The following is a 20827-nucleotide window of genomic DNA, read 5'->3' on the forward strand; positions in this document are numbered from 1 at the left end:
TGCGTGGCCGTGAAGGTGATCGGGGTGGCGGTCTCCCAGGCGGCGTTGGCTGCGCCGCTGCCGGGGTAGGTGTAGATGCCGTAGTTGGTGTGCTCGGCGCCGAGTCCGGAGATCGCGTCGGCGCTGGCCTTGGAGATCGTGAGCTCGGTGGTGAAGGTGCCGTCGGCCTTGAGCTCGATGGCTCCGGCGTTGGCTCCGCCGACGGTGGCGATGTCGGCGGCGGGGAGGGCCCACTTGGTGGCGGCGCCGACGTTCTTGCGGGCTGCGGAGGTCGCTCCGGCCGAGGGGCGCCAGATGTTGGCGTACTTGCCGAAGGCGACGTAGAGGCCGCCGGACCGGCCGGCGAGCGGCGGACGGGTGGCGATCGCATCGGCACTGTCGAAGCCCGAACCGGTCACGGTGATCGTCGCGGTCTCGGCGTCCGTGAACTCCGTCTTCGAGACGGTCACCGTCGGCGCGGCGGCGAACGTGATGGGGGTGGCGGTCTCCCAGGCGGCGTTGGCTGCGCCGCTGCCGGGGTAGGTGTAGATGCCGTAGTTGGTGTGCTCGGCGCCGAGTCCGGAGATCGCGTCGGCGGTGGCCTTGGAGATCGTGAGCTCGGTGGTGAAGGTGCCGTCGGCCTTGAGCTCGATGGCTCCGGCGTTGGCTCCGCCGACGGTGGCGATGTCGGCGACGGGAAGGGCCCACTTGGTGGCGGCGCCGACGTTCTTGCGGGCTGCGGAGGTGGCTCCGGCGGAGGGGCGCCAGGTGTTGGCGTACTTGCCGAAGGCGACGTAGAGGCCGCCGGACCGGCCGGCGAGCGGCGGGCGGGTGGCGATCGCGTCGTCGGCGTCGAAGCCCGAGCCGTTCACGGTGACGGTCGCGGTCTCGTCGTCGTAGACCTTCACCCGCGAGACCGTGACGGTCGGGGTGGTCGCGAAGCTCAGCGTCGCATCCAGGGCATCGAGCTCGGTGCCGGCCGGGTACATGGGCAAGCCGCCGTAGGCGAACACCGCCGCGCCCGCGGCCGTGAGCGTCGTCGGCGCGTCGGTCACGGTGGCGCCGAGCGCCGTGGAGGCGACGTGGCCCGTGAGATCGACATCGGCGATCGCCAGGTCGTCGTGCGTCACGTCGTCGCTGTCGACCGCGTCGACGACCAGGTGGGCGCCGTCCTCGGCGGCGACGAGCCGCACGTCGGACAGGGTCACGTCGAGCGCTCCCGCGTGGCCGGTGAAGTTCACCGATCCCTGGGTCGCGAGCGAGAAGGAGCCGCCGTCGCGCCAGGAGCCCGAGCCCTGGTGGAACGTCGTCTGGCCGCCGCCGTCAGTCGCCGGCGGGGTCGCCGTGACGCTGCCATGGGCGACCGGGCCGGTCAGGTAGGAGCGGAACGAGGCCTTGAGGCCCCACGAGATGAAGCCGCCGTCGAGCGCGATCTCGGTGCCCGCGGCCTGCGCGGCCGTCGTGGGGGCGAGGGCCAGCAGGCCGGCGGTCAGCGCCGCGACCGAGGTGCCGACGAGGGCGCGACGTCCGCGCTTGGGAGCGCGCGGGAGGGTCTGGGGGGACATCGATTTCCTTTCCGAGACGGCCGAACTCACCCGTCGGCCACTGCAGGTAAGGCACACCTTATACTTCTCAGGTCAGCCTTACCTACAGGGGTCCGGTTCGCCGGATCGAGGGGAGCAGAGCCGTGCTGGACCGGATCTCGGGACGTCGAACGACCGCCTCCGCGCGCGCCGCGGGAGCGGCACTCGTGGCCGCGCTGCTCGCTCTCGTGGCGCTGCCCGCGCTGCGTGCCGACGCCGCGGAGCCGTCGGCCGAGGTCGCCGGCGGCACGATCTCGTGGGGGCTCAAGGCGTCGTACCGGTCGTACCTCACGGGTCCGATCGCCCACGGACGACTGACGACCACCGCCCCGGCCACCGACGACGGCACCCAGACCACCTGGGCGCAGGCGGGCGGCACCTGGGCCGAGGGCGCGGCGTCGGTCGAGGCCTCGGGTGCGGTGAACTTCACCGGACATGACGGTGAGATGGACCTGACGCTCGCCAATCCCAGGCTCGTCGTCAGCGGCGGGTCGGCCCAGCTGGAGGTCGACACGATCGACACCGACGGCACCCGGATGACCGGCCTGGCGATCGTCGAGGTCGACCTGGCCGGCGCCGTGGCGACCGGATCGGGTCAGATCACGATCGCCGACGCCCCGACGAGGTTGACCGCAGCCGGCTCGACCTTCATGGGCGGCTTCTACCCGGCCGGCGCCGCGATGGATCCGCTCGACGCCCGCCTCGAGCTCGAGACGCCGCCCGTGCCGCAGCCGACGACCGAACCCACCACGGAGCCGACCGCCGAGCCGACGACGACACCCACGACGACGCCCACCACGGTGCCCACGACCGAGCCGACGACCGAGCCGACGACCGAGCCGACGACCGAGCCCACCACGGTGCCGACGACGGGGACCGGGGAGGTCACGGGCGGCTCGATCTCGTGGGGCCTGAAGGACTCCTTCCGCTCGTACATCAAGGGCCCGATCGCGGCCGGCGCGATCACCACCACCGCACCCGCGACGGACGACGGCACGCAGACGAGGTTCACCGCGGCCACGGGCTCGTGGACCGACGCGGGCGTCGACGTCGCCACGGCGGGCGGCGTCCGCTACACCGGCCACCACGGTGAGCTCGACCTCACGATCACCGCGCCGCGGCTCGTCCTCGACGGCGACGGCGCCCGCCTCGTCGTCGACGCGCGGGACAGCGACGGCATCGCCCGGGCCGGACTCGTCCTCGCCGACGTCGACCTCGGTGGGCACGTCCGGGTGTCCGGCGGCACCGTCAGGGTCTCGGCCGCACCGACGACGCTGACGGCGTCGGGCGAGAGCCTGTTCGCCTACAACGGCGGATCGTTCTACACCGCCGGCACCGCACTCGACCCGCTGGACGCGACGTTCGAGGTCGAGGACGCGGTCGTCCCGACGACCCCGCCCAGCACGCCGAAGCCGACCACGCCGACGACGGCTCCCACGTCCCCGACCCCGACGAGCGGCACCAAGAAGCCGACCTCGTCGAGGGCCGGTGCGCTCACGTGGGGCGTGAAGTCCAGCTTCCGCTCGTACATCACGGGTCCCATCGCGCAGGGCAGCGTCTCGGTCGCCGGTGGTGCCAGCGCCGTCACCGGCGGATACCGCTTCGGCCAGGGCACGACGACGGCCACGCCGCCGGCCGCACAGGGCACGACCGGCTATCGCGGCACGGTCCGCTTCGCGGGTCACCACGGCGAGCTGGACCTGTCCATCTCCCAGCCGTCGGTGCGAGTGACCTCCTCGACGTCGGCCGTCCTGTCGGCCGAGGTCTCCGGCCGTGGCCGCACCGATCTGGCCGTGCTGAGCCTCGGACGGGCCGTCCGCACGACGGAGCAGGGGTGGGTCCAGTACGCGAACGCGCCGGCGGCCCTGACGGCGGCGGGCTCGAGCCTGTTCTCGTACAACGGCAACGCCTTCTATCCCGCCGGCACGCTCGTCGACCCCGTGACGTTCTCGATCGGCGCGACGGCGGGCCCGTCCGGCGGCTCCGGCTCGGGCACGTCCGTCGTCGCGGCCGCGTCCACCGCCGACGACTGGACGGCTCCGGCCTCCCCGCCGGCGACGACGGGTCTGACCCTCGAGCAGGACGAGGTCGCGGCGGGGGACGAGGTCACCGTGTCGGGCGCGGGCTTCCGTCCCGCCGAGACCGGCATTCGCGTCGTGCTCTACTCGACGCCGGTCGTCCTCGCCGAGGACGTCACGGCCGACGCGTCCGGAAGGGCGACCTGGACCGGGACGATCCCCGCCACCCTCGAGGCCGGCGAGCACACGCTGACCTTCCAGGGATCGGTCGACCGCGGCATCGTCTTCACCGTCGCGGCCGCCGACGAGGTCGTGGGTTGTGAGCTGTCCGCTGGCCGGCTCGACTGGGGCTTCAAGGAGTCGTTCCGGGCGTACGTCTCCGGCTCGATCGCGAACGGCGACTGGACCACCACCGGCAACGCCTCCTACGCCACGCCGCAGTTCACGTGGTCGAAGGGCGAGGGCGTGCGCGCGGACTCCGGCGTGGGCCACCTCGACTTCACCGGGGGGATCGAGTTCACCGGTCACGACGGGGCCCTCGACACGGTCGTCGCCGACCCGGTCGTGACGTTCACCGGCGAGACCTCGGCGGTGCTGTCCGTCGACTACAGCGGCACCACGATGGACGCCGCCATGGCCGGCGACGACGCCGAGCAGGTCCAGGCGGACGTGCCGTTCGCCGACCTCGATCTCGCGGCCGGCACCACGACGACCGACGGGTCGACCGTCACGATCTCCGAGATCCCGGCGACCCTCACGACCGCCGGCAGTGCCGCCTTCCCGAACTACGAGGCGGGAACGGCGCTCGACCCCGTGACGCTGACGTTCACCGTCGCCGACCAGTGCGACACCCCCGCGGCCGCCACGACCGGAGCGGACGACGAGGCAGCGGCATCGGTGGCGGGCGCCACCGGGAGCAGCGTCGGCTACGCCGTGCCGCAGTGGGTGGCGTGGGTCGGCGGGGCACTGCTCGGCGCCCTCGTCGCGGTCGCCGGTACGGTGCTCGTCATGCGACGTCGGACCCCCGGGGCGGGCGCATGAGGTCCCGCGCCCTGACCCTGGTCAGCCTGCTCCTGCTGGCCCTGCTCGCCGCCTGTGGCGGCGGCAGCGCGGCCACCGAGGAGGTCGACGGAGCCGACCTCCCGCCGCTGTCGGAACTGCAGCCCTCGAAGGCGCCCCAGGAGATCAAGGGCCCCAGCACCGCCGTGCTGACCGATCGGCGCATCGCCCCGGTCGAGTCCGACGAGAAGCCGTCGTTGCCGGCGACGGTGACGTCGCACGTGCGCGCCGGTGATGAGCAGGTCACCGTCACGGACACGTCCAGGATCGTCGCGTTCGACATGTCCGGCTCGATCGCGTCCACCCTGTGGGGACTCGGGCTGGGCGACCACCTCGTCGCGCGCGACGTCTCCACCGACTTCCCCGGCGCCGAGGACCTCCCGCTCATCACGTCGGAGGGGCACGCCGTCAACGCCGAGGCCGTCATGGCCCAGAAGCCGACCGTCATCATCACGGACGGCTCGATGGGTCCGCGCGACGTCGTCGAGCAGCTGGCCGACACCGGAGTCCCGGTCGTCTTCGTCGACAACGACGCCAGCTTCGCGGGCGCCGCCCGACTGGCCCGCGACGTCGGCGCGACGGTGGGCCTGCCGAGGACGGGCGAGGCCCTCGCGCAGCGCATCGAGTCCGAGATCGCCGACGCCACGTCCGAGGTCACGCGGTTCGTCCCCGAGGCCGCCGGCGACAGACTGCGGATCGTCTTCCTCTACCTGCGAGGCAAGTCGGGCGTCTACTACCTGTTCGGTGACGACTCCGGCGTGGGCGACCTCGTCGACGCGGTCGGAGGGGTCGACGTCGCACAGGAGCTCGGCTGGAACGAGATGCAGCCACTCACCGACGAGGCGCTCGTCAAGGCCAGGCCCGATCTGATCCTCGTGATGACGCACGGCCTCGAGTCGACCGGTGGCGTGGAGGGGCTGCTGGCCGACAAGCCCGCGGTCGCGCTGACCCCCGCCGGCCGGAACGAGCGGTTCGTCGACATGGCCGACGGCGACATCCTGTCCTTCGGGCCGCGCTCGGCCGGCGTCGTCGAGGCGCTCGCGCGCGCGATCTACGTGCCGGAGTCGCAGGAGTGACCGGATCGTGGTGAGCACCGGCCGTCGGACCGCGGTCGTTCTCGGGTTCCTGGTCCTGTTGCTCGTCGGCACGTTCGTGTCGGCCGCCGTCGGCCAGCTGCCGGTGGGTCCGCGCGACGTCGCCGGTGCGATGCTGCACGGCCTCGGCATCGACACGTCATGGCGTCCCGACGACGCGATCATCGAGCAGACGCTCCTGCAGATCCGCTTCCCGCGTGTCGTCATGAGCATCCTCGTCGGCGCGGCACTCGCGGTCGCGGGCGCCGTCATGCAGGCGATCTTCGGCAACCCGCTCGCCGAGCCCGGAGTCGTCGGCGTCTCCTCCGGTGCGGCGCTCGGCGCATCGATCGCGATCGCGTTCGGCGTGGGTTCCTTCGGCGGCTGGGGCGTCGCCGTGTTCGCGTTCGCGGGCGGCTTCCTCGCGACGGCGCTCGTGTACGCGACGGCGCGCGTGGGCGGTCGCACCGAGGTCGTCACCCTGCTGCTCACGGGCATCGCGGTCAATGCGTTCGCCGGGGCCGGGCTCGCCCTCGTGATGTTCGCCGCCGACACGGGCTCGCGCGAGCAGATCGTCTTCTGGCAGCTCGGCTCGATGAACGGCTCGCGCTGGTCCGAGGTCGGCATCGTCGCGGCCGTGGGCATCCCGGCAGCGGTCGTCGCCTGCCTGCTGGCCCGGCGTTACGACCTGCTGTCGCTGGGGGAGCGGACCGCCGCACACCTCGGCCTGCGGGTCGAGCGGCTGCGCATCGGCTCGATCCTGCTGGTCGCGCTGCTCACCGGCGTCGCCGTCGCGTTCACCGGCATCATCATGTTCGTCGGCCTCGTCATCCCGCACCTCGTGCGCATGCTGCTGGGGCCCGCCCACCGCACCCTGCTGGTCGCGAGCATGATCGGCGGCGCCGCGCTGATGGTGTGGGCCGACCTGCTGGCCCGCACGATCGTCGAGGGCTCCGACCTTCCGATCGGCCTGCTCACGTCGCTCATCGGCGGTCCGTTCTTCTTCTACCTCGTCCGCGCCACGCGGTCGAAGGCCGGAGGCTGGGCATGACGACCACCAGCACCGCCTACGAGGTCCGGGGGCTGACGTGCGTCCTGGGCGGGCGCGAGATCGTCCGGGACGTCGACCTCGACGTACGCCACGGCGAGGTGCTGGCCCTCGTCGGCCCGAACGGTGCGGGCAAGTCGACACTGCTGGGGGCGCTCACAGGTGACGTGGCGGCCGCGGCTGGTGAGATCCGGCTCGGCGGCCGGCCGTTGCGCGAGTGGTCCGCCGGCGACCTCTCCCGTGCGCGATCGGTGCTGCTGCAGGCCAACCAGGTGAGCTTCCCGTTCACGGTGCGCGAGGTCGTCGACATGGGCCGCAGCCCGTGGATCGGCCGTGCCTCCGCGCACGAGGACGATGCCGCGATCGAGGAGGCCATCGACCGTACCGACATCCGCCACCTGCTCGACCGGCCGTTCACGGCGCTGTCGGGCGGCGAGCGGGCCCGTGCCTCGTTGGCGCGCGTCCTCGCCCAGCAGACCGACGTCGTGCTGCTCGACGAGCCCACGGCGGCGCTCGACCTGCGCCACCAGGAGGAGGTCATGGTCGTGGCCCGCGCCCTCGCCGGGGCGGGTCGCGCGGTCGTCGTCGTGCTGCACGACCTGTCGCTGGCCGCCGCGCGCGCCGATCGCGTCGCGATGGTGGACGCCGGGCGGATCGTCGCCGCCGGCAGCCCGGAGGAGGTCCTCACGCCCGAGCGCGTCGCCGCCGTCTACGGCATCGGGGTGCACGTCCTGACCGACACTCCCGACGGTCACCTCATCGTCGTCCCGCGCCGGGAGCGGGAGCGACCAGATTCTGACACTCCGTCACCTCGTTTATGACAATGTGTCATATACTTGGGGACACCCCCCACAGAGAGGCGCGAACATGACCGTGCTGCCGACCGAGACCGGACTGTCCGTCCTCATGCGTGACGGCTCGCAGGCCGAGCACAAGGACGCCGAGGGCTCGAACTTCATGTCCGCCCTGCTGGACGGCCGTGTCAACGAGACCGGCTACACCGAGTACCTGGCGAAGCTGCGTCCGGTCTACGCCGCACTCGAGGCCGTCGGCGCCGAGCTGGCCGACCACCCGATCGCGGGCGTGCTCGTCGATCCTGCGATCGCGCGGCTCGCGTCGATCGACGCCGATCTGGCGTACTGGACCGGTGGCGGCCCCGTGCCGACCGTGATCAGCGCCGCGTCCGACCGGTACGTCGCGCGGATCCGGGCGACGCTCGACGACCCGGCCCTCTTCGTGGCGCACCACTACACCCGCTACCTCGGAGACCTGTCGGGCGGCCAGGCCATCGGCCGGATCCTCTCGCGCACCTTCGACCTGCCCGAGGGCCGGGGCGTCGCGTTCTACCAGTTCGACGCCGTGTCCAAGCCCAAGCTCTACAAGGACGACTACCGGGCCCGGCTCGACTCGCTGCCGCTGTCGACGGCCGAGCAGGAGCGCATCGTCGACGAGGTCAAGGTCGTCTTCGGTCTCAACGGAGCGCTCTTCCAGGAGCTCTCGCAGGACCTCGCGCGCTACGCACGCTGAACGACTCCGCACGAACGACGAGAGCGGGTGGGATCCGATCGGATCCCACCCGCTCTCGCGTGTGGTGACTACTTCTTGACGGTGAACTTCGTCGTGCCGCCGTTCAGGGCCGTCGTGTACTGACCGCTGCCGTAGTAGCGGACCGTGACCTTCCAGGTGCCCTTCTTGAGCTTTGGCAGCTTGACCTTGGCTCCGCCGTTCTTGGCCCAGCCGACGATCTTGACCTTCTTGCCCTTGGAGGACGTGAGGGTCAGCAGGATGCGTCCGCGAGCCTTGGCCATGCCGGCCACGCCCGCGACGGTGACGGACGACTTGCCCGCCTTCTTCGTGGTGGGACGCTTCGTCACCTTCACGGTGACCTTCGGCGTCGCCTTCGTGACGAGCAGGACGTTGGTGCCCGTGCCCTTGATGAACCAGATCGGCGTCGCGTCGGCCTCGACGTAGGTCGCGCTCAGCTGGTGCGGACCCACGGCCGGCTTGCCGAGCGGGAACCGCGCCGCACCGTCCTGGACCGGGGCGGTGCTCGTGCGGCCGTCGACCGTCAGCCGGACGGTGCCGGTCTCGACCTCGGGAACCTTGACCGTCACGACGGCCGGCGTGCCGTACGTGGTCGGCGAGACCACGATGTACGGGGGCGTGACCGCACCGTTGAGGATGATCGTGGTGTCACCGGGCGTCGGCTCCTCGTCCGGATCCTCGATGACCGGGGCGCTCGTGACGTAGATGAGCGGCGTCATCGTGTCCTGGCTCGTGTTGGAGTGCTCCGTGGCCTGCCACGTCACGAGCGAGTACTCGGTGTCCAGCTTCAGGTTGGTCCGGCGGATCGTGACCTTCTTCGTGAAGCCGCCCGTCGTCGGGTCGATCTCCGACGCGGGGACGTGGGCGAGCCCGTACGGGTACGCGTCCTCGGGCTCGATCGTCTCCAGATCGGTCGAGCTGGGGACGACGCCGACCCACACGCCGTCGTCGTTGGGGCGGGTGACGCCCGTGAAGTGCCTGCCGGTGACGTTGACGGACAGCTCGCCGTTCACCGAGGTGCGCGTGAAGCTGACCGTGGGCGCGGCGGCCGTGGGCTCGGTCGTCGGCTCCGTGGTGGGCGTCGTGGTCGGCGTCGTGGTGGGCTCCGTGCTCGGAGTCGTCGGCGTCGTCGTGGGCTCGGTCGACGGAGGCGAACCGATCGTCGCGGTGAACGCGACCGGCGCCGGGTCGTTGAACCAGTTGGCCAGGCCGGCCACGGTGTAGTCGTTCGTGCCGTAGTCGTCGACGATCTGGGCGATGAACTCCGGGTCGAAGGACTGCGTCGACCAGTCCGGCGTCGCGATCAGCCGGTCGAGTCCGCCCGAGCGGAGCCAGTTGGCGCCCGAGGCGGCGAACGACACGACGTCGACGCGCTTCGGCTCCTTCTTGGTGGAGGTCGCGGCGCCGTTCTTCAGCAGGACGGATCCGACGACCGCCGAGATCGTGCCCTGGCCATCCTCGTCGACCGTCACGGTCGGATCGGAGATCGAGATCGTGTAGCCCGACGAGCTGTCGAAGAGCCGGTTGCGGCTGGCGGTCACGGTGCCGTGGTAGCTGAGGGACGTGACGCCGCTCGCCTCGTTGCGGGTGCCGGTGCCGCTCGTCCAGTACATGTTGCTGCCGTCCCGGACGGCCCCGTTGGTGTAGAGCTTGTTCGTCAGGCGGTTCTGGAAGAGGCTCGAGATGTTCCACTTGAGGGACGGGCCGGTCGGTGCTGCCGCCTGCGCCGGCCCGCTGGGAAGCGCGGCGAGCGTGGCGGCGACGACGGCCGTCGCGACGCCGGCGAGGGCGGCGCGTCGGCGATGAGGCCGCGCGAGGGTACGTGCTGACATGGGGGTCCTTCCCGAGAAAGAGCTGGTGCTCGTGCCCCCGCCACCAGTACGCGTGGTGCCAGAGTAACGGGGTGTTACCCCTGTGACTGGGGATTTCGCTGAAATTCCGCGTGATGCGCGCCTCGTCGAGGGCGGTCGGCGGCGCCCGGGACAGTCATGCGCAGAAGTGCTTCCCTGTGAACCAATAAGATATATGATCTACGTATGGCTTTCAGTACGATCACCTCGCTCGATGTCCAGGCGGCCCAGGCGCACAGCCACGAGCTGCGCAACCGTCTGCTCTCGACCGGATCCGACACCTACGTCACCGGGCCCCTCGGCTCGGGCAACGGTGAGCGGGTCCTCGTCCTGGGCGGCACCGGATACATCGGTCGCGCCCTCGTCCCCGAACTGGTCCGCCGCGGCTACCGCCCGGCCGTGCTCTCGCGCAGCGCCGAGATCAAGAACGAGCCCGAGTACGTCGGGGCCGAGGTCATCGTCGGCGACGCGACCCGGGCCGAGGACGTCGCGGCGGCGGTCGCCGCCGCTCCGACGGCCGTCGTGATCTCGCTGCTCAGCGGCCGCCGGCCCAACGACGTGGAGGACTGCCGAGCCGTCGACCACGACGCCGTCGTGCACGGGATCAAGGCTGCCGTCGCGAACGACGTGCAGCAGTTCATCCACATCAGCGACTACGGCGTCTACCGCCCCGAGCTGATCCCGCAGGTCTACAAGCTGCAGGTCGAGGGCGAGCTCATCGGTGCGCACCACGGCGAGCTGAACTGGACGATCGTCCGCCCGACGGCGTACTTCCCCTACCTCTCCGTCGCCTTCGGTGACGTGAAGAACGGCCTCGCCTACCGGATCTACGACCACGGCGAGTACAACGTCGTCAACCCGATCGCGCGCGAGGACCTGGCCGAGTTCATCGTCAACCAGGTGCTCAACGCCGAGTCCTACTCGCGGATCCTTCCGGTCGGTGGACCGTGGACCCCCGAGAACCTCGTCACGCTCAAGAACGCCGGCGAGATGATGTTCGACATCACGGGCAAGCCCGAGCAGTGGGAGGTCATCACGATGGACTCCTGGGACAAGAAGATCTCGCGCATGGGCAAGCTCAGCCGGCTCAGCAAGCAGCTCAAGCCGGTCGTCTTCTACCTCGAGGCCGCGAAGTACTGGTCCGTCGTGGACCACGTCGCCCCGGCCTACGGCGGCCGGACCCTGCGCGGCTTCATGGAGAAGCTCAAGGACCGCGAGTTCCCGACCGGCAGCTACCGGGAGCGCATGCGCCAGGGCACGAACGTGATGCCGACCGACATCTGAGTCGCGCCGACCGAGCCCACGAGCTCCCGATCCCTCCGGGGATCGGGAGCTCGAGTGCTTCAGGGGGTCGGGATCTCCAGGGACTCGCAGCGCTTGCACGTGCGCCGCGCGGGGAGCTGACCGGGCTTGGGCCGCTTCCAGCCGTGGCCCGCGAGGCGGCAGCGCAGCGGGAGCGTGACGCCGGGGGCCTGCGGGATCGCGGCCGACTGCGCCCGCCGGGCGATGCCGAACACGGTCGCCAGGACGGCGGCGATCGAGACCGCCAGGACGATGCGGCGGCGTGCGGGTGTGCTCATGTCGTGATCCTTCTCTCGCGCGTGGTGGACTCGGGCCTGACCCGAACGTACTGGGTCAGAACGCCGTGGAGCCGGGCTTCATCACGCCGAGGGCGGCGGCCAGCAGCACGAGGCTCCAGAGGCTGTAGACCCACGGCTCGCAGCGGCGGATCGAGCTGCGGATCGCGTTCTCGACGTCGGGCGTCGAACCCGCCGTGACGAGGTGGCCGAAGGCCGGGCCGAAGGCCTTGAGCTCGTGGCGGATCATCACGCCGGAGAAGATGCACAGGCCGTAGGCGATCACCTTGGCGCCGAGCCACTTCGGGTTGGTGTCGACACCGAACGGCTCGGTGGCGATCACCGTGTAGAGGCCGATCAGGACGAGCACGGCCGAGAGCCCGTAGCGGACGAGCAGGTCGGCCTGCTGGGAGAACCGGGCCAGGGGGGTGTCGCCGCCGCGGTAGTCGACGAGCGACACCGCGAGCCACGTGAGGCCGCCGATCCAGACCGGCAGCAGCCACCAGCCGCGCAGGAAGAACTCGTCGCCGAGCGGTCCGAGCGCCATCAGCGTGATGCCGCTGGGCAGGAAGAGCACGAGCGAGATCCGCGGGGCGATGTCGACGCCGTGCATGATCTTCGTCGACACCGCGCGCGCCTCCGGGCCGAGCTCGGACTTCAGGATGTAGCGGCTCGCGTAGTACACGCCCACGTCGCCGCCCAGCCAGTAGGCGAACAGGACCACGTGCAGCAGGACTGCGAGGCTGTGGCCGTTGAATCCGTGAACCGCTTCCATCAGGCTTCCTTCAACTCTCGTTCGGGGGCGCGCAGGTCGCGCTTGACGACCTTGCCGCCGGCGTTGCGCGGCAGCGCGGGGGCGACGTACCAGCGTCGCGGGATCTTGTAGCCGGCGAGGCTGGCCCGGCAGTGCTCCTCGAGATCGGCGGCGAGCTCGCTCGTGAGCACCCCGGCGGCGTCCGCGCCGTCCACGAGGACGACGTGGGCGACGACGGTCTCGCCCCACGTCTCGTCGGCCTCGCCCACCACGGCGGACTCGACCACGGCCGGGTGCGCGGCGAGGACCTCCTCGATCTCGCGCGGGTAGACGTTCGTGCCGCCGGAGATGATGAGGTCCTTCTTGCGGTCCACGATCGAGATGAATCCGTCGGCGTCGCGCACCGCGATGTCGCCGCACGTGACGAAGCCGTCGTCGGTCGTGCAGGCCGCCGTCGCCTCGGGGTCGTCGAGGTAGCCGTTCATCAGATAGGGCGACCGGCTGAACAGCTCACCCGGCTCGCCGGGCCCGACGGGTGCGCCGGCGCCGTCGACGATCCGGATCTCGGTGTGGAACCACGGGTGGCCCACCGAGCCCGGCTTCGAGCGCATGTGGGTCGGGCGCAGGTTCGTGATGATCCCCGACTCGGTCGAGCCGTACAGCTCGTGCACGCCGCACGCGGGGAATCGCTCCATGACCCATTCCTTGAGCGCCCACGGCAGCGCCGCGGCGTTGAAGTAGAGGGTGTCGAGACTCGACAGGTCGTAGGAGTCGATCACGGCGTCGCCGAGGCTGCGCAGGGTCTGGGCGTGGGTCGGGACGAGGAAGGCCGACTGGACCCGGTCGCGGGCGACCAGCTCGAGGAACGCCGTCGGGTTCCACGAGCGCAGCATCGTCGTGGTGCCGCCGGAGTACACGGGCGCATAGCCGAACGCGAAGCCGGCGCCGTGGTACATCGGTGCGACCGCCGCGGAGACCCGTCCGCCGGACAGGCCCCACTCGAGCGCGCTCATCATGAACGTCAGCGAGCGACTGCGGTGCGAGATGACGACGCCCTTGGGGCGTCCCGTGGTGCCGGACGTGTAGGCGATGCAGAACGGGTCCTGCTCGTCGACCCGGACGATCGGGTCGGTGCCGGCAGCGGCCGCCAGTGCCTGCTCGTAGGACGAGGTGGGGGTGCCGTCGAGCGACAGGCGGGGCAGGCCCGCGGCGGCGGTCCCGGCGACGATCGGCGCGAGGGCCTCGTCCAGGACGAGGGCGTGCGCCCCGCTGTGCTCGAGGATGAAGCCGGCCTCGGCGGGGGTGAGTCGCGGATTGAGCGGCACCATGACCATGCCGACCGTCGCGATGGCCGCGGCGATCTCGGGGTACTCGAGCCGATTGCCGAGCAGGACCGCGACCCGGTCGCCCCGGCCGAGGCCGAGCGTGACGAGGTGGGAGCCGAGTCGGTTCACCCGCTCGGCGAGCTCGCGGTACGTCAGCTGCCGGTCGCCGTCGATCACGGCGACGGCGTCGGGCGTGGCCTCGGCGAACTCGCGCAGGCCGTTGACGATGGACAGCGGGGCGCCGCCGGGTGCGAGGGTCATCGCGATCAGCCCGCCACGACGGCGGCCTGCGGGAACCAGCCGGCTCGCGCGAGGTGCGCGGGCGCCTGCGACAGGCCGAGCTCCTCGGAGATCCAGACGCCGGTCTGGGCCAGGGCCATCGCATCGGGGTCGCCGACGACGGCGACGTCCTCGGTGTGGTGCAGCAGGTAGAGCAGGTCCTCGGTGGAGATGTTGCCCGTGGCGCCCGGCGCGAAGGGGCAGCCGCCGATGCCGCCGACCGAGGAGTCCAGGGCGGTCACGCCGGCATCGACCGCCGCGATCGCGTTGGCGTAGCCGGTGTTGCGGGTGTTGTGGAAGTGCGCGCGCAGCGGCACGGTCGCGTCGAGCGAGCGCAGGCCGGTGACCAGGCGGGTCACCTGGCTGGGGACGCCGACGCCGATCGTGTCGGCCACGGCCAGCTCGTCGGGTGCTCCCGCGAGGCAGGCGCTGGCCACCTCGAGCACGCGCTCGACCGGGACGACGCCGTCGAAGGGGCAGCCGAACGCCGCAGCCAGCAGCACGGTCGTGCGCAGGCCCGCAGCGCGGGCGGCCTCGGCGATCTCGAGCCAGTTGCCGATCTGGGTCTGGGTGTCGACGCCCTGGTTGCGGATCGCGAGACCGTCGCTCGCGACGACCACGACGGTGACCTCGTCGCAACCGCTGTCGATCGCGCGGTCGAGCCCGCGGCGGTTGAGGACCAGTCCGATCCGGGAGATGTCCGCCATGCCCTCGAGCGCGGCGAGCACGTCCTGGGCGTCGGCCATCTGGGGCACGAGGTCGGGACGCGCGAAGGCGGTCACCTCGACCCGTCGCAGACCCGCCGCGACGCTGCGGCGGATCAGGTCCACCTTGGTGGCGGTCGGCAGCAGGCGCTGCTCGTTCTGGAGACCGTCGCGAGGGGAGACCTCCACGATCTCGACGGTCTTGGCCGGTGCGTTCACGTCCACTCCTCGATGTCGCTGACAAGTACAGCGTATCGAATATATGATGTAGCCATGACCGATTCACACACTGTCAACGATTCCCATCGCGGCGGCGGGGCGCTCGCCGGAGTCCGCGTGATCGAGGCGGGCCAGCTGCTGGCCGGCCCGTTCGCGGCCACGTTGATGGGCGACCAGGGCGCCGACGTGATCAAGGTGGAGCCGCCGGGCGTCGGCGATCCGATGCGCCAGTGGGGCCGCGAGAAGGTCGACGGCGCCTACCTGTGGTGGCCGGTCGTCGGCCGCAACAAGCGCTCGGTGACGCTGAACCTGCGCGAGTCCGAGGGCCAGGAGATGTTCCTCGAGCTGGTCAAGGGCGCCGACATCGTCGTCGAGAACTTCCGCCCCGGCACGATGGAGCGCTGGAACCTCTCGTACGAGCGCATGAAGGAGGTCAACCCCGGCATCATCCTCGTCCGGGTGAGTGGCTACGGCCAGACCGGCCCCTACTCCTCGCGCGCGGGCTACGGCTCGATCGGTGAGGCGATGGGCGGCCTGCGCTACATCACGGGCGACCCCGACCGGCAGCCCGCGCGGACCGGCATCTCGATCGGCGACTCGCTCGCCGCGATGCACGCGTGCATCGGCGCGCTGTCCGCACTGCGTCACCGCGACGTCACGGGCGAGGGCCAGGTCGTCGACAGCGCGATCTACGAGGCGGTGCTCGCGATGATGGAGAGCACCGTCACCGAGTGGGACGTGCAGGGCTACCAGCGCGAGCGCACCGGCGCCGTGCTGCCGAACGTCGCGCCGAGCAACGTCTACCCGACGTCGGACGGCCAGCTCGTGCTGATCGCCGCCAACCAGAACTCCGTGTGGGCGCGCCTGGCCGAGCTCATGGGTGAGCCCGAGCTGGCCGCCGAGGGCAGCCGCTACGCCGGCCACGCCGAGCGAGGCGAGCACCAGCAGGAGCTCGACGACTACATCGGCCTGTGGACCGCCAAGTTCGAGGCCGACGAGCTGCTCGAGATGCTGCACGAGGGCGGAGTCCCGGCCGGCCGCATCTTCCGCCCGAAGGACATGCTGGTCGATCCGCACTTCGCGGCCCGCGAGGCCATCGTCCGCGTCCCCGACGACAAGTTCGGTGCGCTCGCGATGCAGAACGTCGTGCCCAAGATGTCGCACACGCCGGGCTCGATCCGGTGGACCGGCCCGGCGCTCGGCGAGCACAACGAGGACGTCTACACCGGCCTGCTCGGTCTCGACGAGGCGCGCCTGGCCTACCTCGCCGATCGCGGAATCATCTGAGCCATGGCGGTCGACACGCCGACGGGGGACGCCAGGGAGTCCGACTACGCCTCGGTCGGCTTCCGGGGCCGGATCGGCCCGGGATCGGCGCCGGCAGTGATCGTGGTCGACGTCTGCCGGGCGTACCTCGACGGCGGGCCGTTCGGTGACGACGGCGGCCGCTTCGAGGACGCCCGGGCCAGCGCCGATCGTGTGGTCGAGGCCGCACGATCGGCCGGCGTCCCGGTCATCTTCACGCAGGTCGTGTTCGCTCCCGGTGGTGCCGACGGCGGTTGGTTCGTCGTCAAGGTGCCGGGGCTGAGCTGCTTCGAGGCCGGCTCGCCGTACATCGACTTCCCCGAGTCCCCGGCGCCCGTCGACGGCGACGTCGTCGTGGTCAAGCAGTACGCCTCGGCGTTCTTCGGCACGAGCCTGGCCTCGACCCTGCGGGCGCGCGGCATCGACACCGCCGTCGTGCTCGGATTCTCCACGAGCGGCTGTGTCCGGGCGACCGCCCTCGACGCGCTCCAGCACGGCTTCCGGCCGCTGGTCGTGCGCGAGGCGTGCGGCGACCGCGAGGCCGCCGCGCACGAACAGAACCTCTTCGACCTCGATGCCAAGTACGCCGACGTGCTGGGCGAGGCGGAGGTCATCGACTACTTCCACGAGCGAGGAGCTCACCATGACCGAACCGACCACCGCTGACGTCACCGTCGTCGACCTCGACGGCGAGCTGGCCTGGACCGAGCACCACATCGCCGGCGCCGAGGCCCCGGCCCGGATCGCGCTGCTGCGCGCCGACGCCGAGCGGGGCACCCGCACCGTCATCGTGCGGTTCCCCGACGGCTGGAGCCGATCGGCCACCGGCAGCCAGCCGGCGGGTGAGGAGATGGTCGTCCTCTCCGGCGCGCTGACGATCAGTGGTCACACGTGCGAGGTCGGCGGACTGCTCGTGATCGAGCCGCTCGCCACTCGCGCCGCCACCTCGACCCTCGACGGAACCGCCGCGCTCGTGTTCTTCTCGGGCGCCGGGGGAGGCTGGGTCGACGGCGAGGCGGAGAACGCCGGTGCCATCGAGCTGCTGCCCGTCGAGGCGGGCGTGACCCGTGCCGCCCGTCCCGGCCTGGTCGGCGAGGTGCAGATCCTCGCGTCGGCCGCGGGCACCACGTTCGAGGTGGACGCCGACGTCCACTTCGTCGACGCGAACTCGTGGGCCTTCGTGCCCGCCGGTGCCGCGGCACCGTCCCTCGAGGGCACTGCCGTCGTCCACGCGTGGGCGTGAGTCCGAAGGACTGACCTGACCTGATCGGGGCCGACCGCACGACGTGCGGTCGGCCCCGATCGCGTCACGGCTCGATCGTGGCCCGGACGTCCGACTCGTAGTGCCGCGTCGTGCGCGCCAGCAGGACGATCGCCGCGAACAGCGGCGGGACCAGCGCGAGCAGCGCGATCCGCAGCGATCCGACGGCGTCGGACAGCAGGCCGATCACGAGCGGACCGGCCGCGCCGCCCAGCGTCGTGACGAGCTGCAGCATCGCGAAGCCGACGCCGCGCCGCCGGGCGGGGACGACGTCGGCCGAGGCGGCGGTCAGGTTCGGGATCGCTCCGGCGAAGCCGACGCACGCCACCGTGACGAGGCCGAGCCTGACGGGCAGCCCCGAGAGCAGCACCGCGCCGGTCAGCGCGACGGCGCCCACCGCGAGGAAGCCGATGCCGACCCGCAGTCGCCATGCCGGTCGCGCACCGTGGTGCCGGTCGCCGAGCCGTCCGCCGGCGATGATGCCGATCACGATGCCGGTGCCGCCCACCGCGCCGGCCAGGCCCGCGGCGGAGTCGTAGTCGAGGCCCTCGGTCCGCTCGAGGAACGTGGGCAGCCAGTAGAAGAGGCCGCCGAGTCCGAGGTAGAGCAGGGACAGGCCGCCGATGATGCCGGCCAGGGCGCGGATCCGCAGGACGTCCCGCGCATCTGCCAGCATCGACGTGGTCACGGGCGCGGCGTGGACGGCGGCCTCCGCGGCGACGCTCTCGGCGTCGTCCGTGGTGCCGTCGGCGGCGTGGCGATCGAGCCGGTCGCCCAGGCCGCGCAGCGGCTCACGCAGGGTGAAGGCCAGGATCGCGATGATGGCGCCGGGGACGGCCGCGATGAAGAAGACGGAGCGCCAGCCGACCGCCTCGGCGAGCACGCCGCCGAGGGCCACGCCGACCGGCAGGCCCAGGTAGTAGCCGGCCCGCTCGAAGCCGAAGGCCTTGCCGCGCGAGCGCGCGGGGTAGTAGTCGGCGAGCAGGCTCGAGGCGGGCGGGTTGTAGAGCTGACCGGCGGCGCCGAGCAGGATCCGGCTCGCGAAGAACAGCGCGAAGCTCGTCGCGACGCCGCTCAGCAGCGAGCATGCCGACCAGGTCAGCACGACGAGTCCGATGATCGAGGTGCGGCGTCCCCGGTCCGCCAACCGGCCGGCCGGCAGCAGCAGCAGGACGCCCGCGATCGCCGATGCCGTCGGGATCGCGCCGGCGAGCGTGTCTCCGAAGTCGAAGTGCTCCTGGATCGCCGGCAGGGCGCCGGCGACGAGGTTGTACTCGACGCGGTCGATGAAGGCGACGAGTGCCACGACGAGGGCGGCCCACCAGCCGAACGGCGCGGAGGCCCTCGGATCGATGAGGACGGGCTCGCGTCCGGGGAACGCCGCGACGGCGACCCTGCCCGCGGACTCGTGCGTCGAGGTGGACTCGGATTCGTCGCTGCGGGATTCCGGCATCCGGGTTGCTCCTAGAGTCGGGGGACGAGATGTGCAACAATCGCCCTGATTTTCATAGATCATATACGGAAGGTGGCATCATGTCGTCGGTTCGAGTGGCAGCCGTCCAGTACGCCGTGACCGAGGACGGCGAGCAGAACCTGGCCACGGCCCTGCGGATGATCGACGCTGCCGCAGCCCGGGGAGCGCAGGTCGTCGTCCTTCCCGAGTTCTGCAACCACGTCTCCTGGTACGACGACCGTGAGCACGCCCGCCGCAAGGCCGAGCGACTCGACGGCCCGTTCGTCGCCGCCCTCGGCGCCAAGGCGGCCGAGCACGGCATCCACCTCATGGCCAACTGCACGGTGGCCCGCGAGGACGGGCGCACAACGGGCAGCAACATCCTCTTCGGCACCGACGGCGCGATCCTGCTGGTCACCGACAAGCAGGTCCTGATGGGCAGCGAGCGCGACCACCTCGATCCGGCGATCGCCCCGTCGCCGGTGGTCACGACCGCCTTCGGTCGCGTCGGCCTCTACTCCTGCATGGACGGCGTGATCAACGAGACGCCGCGGATGCTCGCGGTCCAGGGCGCGCAGATCCTGCTCAACAGCCTCAACTCGTTCGCGCTCGACGAGGCCTCGCTGCACGTCCCCGTGCGCGCCGCCGAGAACAAGGTGTGGGTCGTCGCCGCGAACAAGGTCGGCCCGCTCGTGCCCGAGCACAGCATCGGCTTCGTCGCCGAGCGCGTCGGAGTGCCGATCGACCGGCTCCACGGCGCCGGCGAGAGCCAGATCGTCGCGCCCGACGGCACCGTCGTGGCGATCGGACCCCGCACGGGCGAGGCGGTCGTCGTGGCGGACATCGACATCGACGCCGCCGACGACAAGGCCCGCCCCGACGGCACCGACGTCCTCGCATCGCGTCGCCCCGAGCTGTACGAGGCCCTCGTCGGCGCCCCGCAGGGCCGTCGTCGTCCGGCCGGGGCCGAGGAGCTGCGCACCGCCGTCCTCGCCCCGTCCGATGACGCGGACGTCCTCGGGCTGGTCGCCGAGGCGCTCGCCGCGGGAGCCGGCCTGATCGTGCTCCCGGAGCTCGCGGGACCGTCGGTCGACGACCTCGTGGCGGCCCTCGCCGGCTCCGAGGCGGTGCTCGTCACGAGCGTCGCCGCCGGGTCGGCGCACCTCGGTCTCGCGCTCACGGCTGCCGGCGTGGCCGCGAGCCAGCCGCAGCTGCACGCCTCGGCCCGGCATCCGTGGGTGACCGACCTCGGCGACGACCTGAGCGTCGTCGACCTGCCGTGGGGCCGGCTCGCGGTGATCGTGGGCGACGACGCGCTGTACCCGGAGGCCTTCCGGCTCGCTGCGCTCCAGGACGTCGACGTCGTCGCGGTGCCGTTCTCGACGCAGGAGCCGCACGATCTCGACCTGCTCCTGCTGGAGCGGGCGGCGGAGAACCGGCTCAACCTGGCCGCCGCGAGCCGCCCGGGCCCGCACGGCGCCGGGATGCTCGTGCCGCTGTCGACCGACTTCACCCTCTGGGCACCCGACCGGGGTCCGTTCACGGGGATCATCAGTCGCCCGGAGCCGGTCGTCGCGACCGACCCGGTCACGATCGCGACCCTGCGGCCGGCATGTGCGGTGAACCGCTTCGTGAGCAAGGGGACCGATCTGGTCGACGGCCGGCCATGGGATCTGGCCGCCGTCCTCGTCACGCCGCAGACCGCCGGGGTCTGAGCCCCGCGGGGCGGCGAGACACTGGAGCGAACCGGCCTTTGCCGAAGAATATATGGTGTACGTTCAGGGGACGCCGGCGC

At 71.6% G+C, this 20827-nt stretch carries 17 protein-coding genes; 10 read left to right on the plus strand and 7 right to left on the minus strand.

All coding sequences use genetic code 11. The annotated features are described in order from the left end of the window. A partial coding sequence (locus tag ACT26F_RS00005; protein ID WP_471668394.1) for an HtaA domain-containing protein occupies positions 1–1544 on the minus strand: 1544 nt, incomplete at its 3' end. Between the two features lie 122 nt (positions 1545–1666). Here ACT26F_RS00005 and ACT26F_RS00010 point away from each other — a divergent pair. The 5 genes from ACT26F_RS00010 to ACT26F_RS00030 are packed head-to-tail and all read left to right on the plus strand — an operon-like array spanning position 1667 to position 8287. Then, positions 1667–4621 carry an HtaA domain-containing protein gene (locus ACT26F_RS00010; protein WP_471668395.1) on the plus strand — a complete coding sequence of 985 codons (2955 nt, stop codon included), beginning with the start codon at positions 1667–1669 and terminating at the stop codon, positions 4619–4621. Beyond that, positions 4618–5715 carry a heme/hemin ABC transporter substrate-binding protein gene (locus ACT26F_RS00015; RefSeq protein ID WP_471668397.1) on the plus strand — a complete coding sequence of 366 codons (1098 nt, stop codon included), beginning with the start codon at positions 4618–4620 and terminating at the stop codon, positions 5713–5715. The genes ACT26F_RS00010 and ACT26F_RS00015 overlap by 4 nt, the downstream gene beginning before the upstream one ends. A 10-nt stretch (positions 5716–5725) precedes the next feature. After that, positions 5726–6763 carry a FecCD family ABC transporter permease gene (locus ACT26F_RS00020; protein WP_471668398.1) on the plus strand — a complete coding sequence of 346 codons (1038 nt, stop codon included), beginning with the start codon at positions 5726–5728 and terminating at the stop codon, positions 6761–6763. Next, complete coding sequence (locus ACT26F_RS00025; protein ID WP_471668400.1) at positions 6760–7581, plus strand: heme ABC transporter ATP-binding protein; 822 nt, start codon at positions 6760–6762, stop codon at positions 7579–7581. Before ACT26F_RS00020 ends, ACT26F_RS00025 begins: the two co-directional genes overlap by 4 nt. A gap of 46 nt (positions 7582–7627) precedes the next feature. After that, complete coding sequence (locus tag ACT26F_RS00030; RefSeq protein ID WP_471668401.1) at positions 7628–8287, plus strand: biliverdin-producing heme oxygenase; 660 nt, start codon at positions 7628–7630, stop codon at positions 8285–8287. Positions 8288–8355: 68 nt separating this feature from the next. On the opposite strand, the gene ACT26F_RS00035 is transcribed toward ACT26F_RS00030, so the two are convergent. Beyond that, the gene (locus ACT26F_RS00035) at positions 8356–10137 is read right to left on the minus strand and encodes a hypothetical protein (RefSeq protein WP_471668402.1); all 1782 of its coding nucleotides are present in this window, start codon (positions 10135–10137) and stop codon (positions 8356–8358) included. 204 nt (positions 10138–10341) lie between these two features. Between ACT26F_RS00035 and ACT26F_RS00040 the strand changes: the two genes are divergently transcribed. After that, the gene (locus ACT26F_RS00040; RefSeq protein WP_471668403.1) at positions 10342–11439 is read left to right on the plus strand and encodes an NAD(P)H-binding protein; all 1098 of its coding nucleotides are present in this window, start codon (positions 10342–10344) and stop codon (positions 11437–11439) included. A gap of 59 nt (positions 11440–11498) precedes the next feature. Here the strand turns inward: ACT26F_RS00040 and ACT26F_RS00045 are convergent, their stop codons facing one another. Genes ACT26F_RS00045 through ACT26F_RS00060 form a run of 4 tightly spaced genes read right to left on the minus strand, consistent with a single transcriptional unit; the run spans position 11499 to position 15013 of the window. Next, positions 11499–11735 (minus strand): hypothetical protein, encoded by a 237-nt coding sequence (locus ACT26F_RS00045; RefSeq protein ID WP_471668404.1) that lies wholly within the window; start codon positions 11733–11735, stop codon positions 11499–11501. A 55-nt stretch (positions 11736–11790) separates the two neighbouring features. Beyond that, positions 11791–12507, minus strand: a complete 717-nt coding sequence (locus tag ACT26F_RS00050; RefSeq protein WP_471668405.1) for a hypothetical protein — start codon at positions 12505–12507, stop codon at positions 11791–11793. After that, complete coding sequence (locus tag ACT26F_RS00055; protein ID WP_471668406.1) at positions 12507–14072, minus strand: class I adenylate-forming enzyme family protein; 1566 nt, start codon at positions 14070–14072, stop codon at positions 12507–12509. Before ACT26F_RS00055 ends, ACT26F_RS00050 begins: the two co-directional genes overlap by 1 nt. Positions 14073–14077: 5 nt before the next feature. Continuing rightward, positions 14078–15013, minus strand: coding sequence for a hydroxymethylglutaryl-CoA lyase (locus tag ACT26F_RS00060; protein ID WP_471668408.1), 936 nt, complete (start codon positions 15011–15013; stop codon positions 14078–14080). Between the two features lie 54 nt (positions 15014–15067). Here ACT26F_RS00060 and ACT26F_RS00065 point away from each other — a divergent pair, with 54 nt between their 5' ends. From ACT26F_RS00065 to ACT26F_RS00075, 3 genes are read left to right on the plus strand one after another with little or no spacing between them, the layout of a single operon-like run. After that, positions 15068–16300, plus strand: coding sequence for a CaiB/BaiF CoA transferase family protein (locus ACT26F_RS00065; protein WP_471668409.1), 1233 nt, complete (start codon positions 15068–15070; stop codon positions 16298–16300). 3 nt (positions 16301–16303) lie between these two features. Then, positions 16304–16984 (plus strand): isochorismatase family protein, encoded by a 681-nt coding sequence (locus ACT26F_RS00070; protein WP_471668410.1) that lies wholly within the window; start codon positions 16304–16306, stop codon positions 16982–16984. After that, positions 16962–17561: a hypothetical protein gene (locus ACT26F_RS00075; RefSeq protein ID WP_471668411.1), complete on the plus strand. Its 600-nt coding sequence runs from the start codon at positions 16962–16964 to the stop codon at positions 17559–17561. Before ACT26F_RS00070 ends, ACT26F_RS00075 begins: the two co-directional genes overlap by 23 nt. Positions 17562–17625: 64 nt before the next feature. On the opposite strand, the gene ACT26F_RS00080 is transcribed toward ACT26F_RS00075, so the two are convergent. After that, positions 17626–19032: an MFS transporter gene (locus ACT26F_RS00080; RefSeq protein WP_471668412.1), complete on the minus strand. Its 1407-nt coding sequence runs from the start codon at positions 19030–19032 to the stop codon at positions 17626–17628. 80 nt (positions 19033–19112) lie between these two features. On the opposite strand from ACT26F_RS00080, the gene ACT26F_RS00085 reads away from it, so the two are divergent. After that, positions 19113–20747: a nitrilase-related carbon-nitrogen hydrolase gene (locus ACT26F_RS00085; protein WP_471668413.1), complete on the plus strand. Its 1635-nt coding sequence runs from the start codon at positions 19113–19115 to the stop codon at positions 20745–20747. Positions 20748–20827 lie beyond the last annotated feature (80 nt).

The sequence above is a fragment of the Aeromicrobium sp. SP1 genome (genome assembly GCF_055663785.1).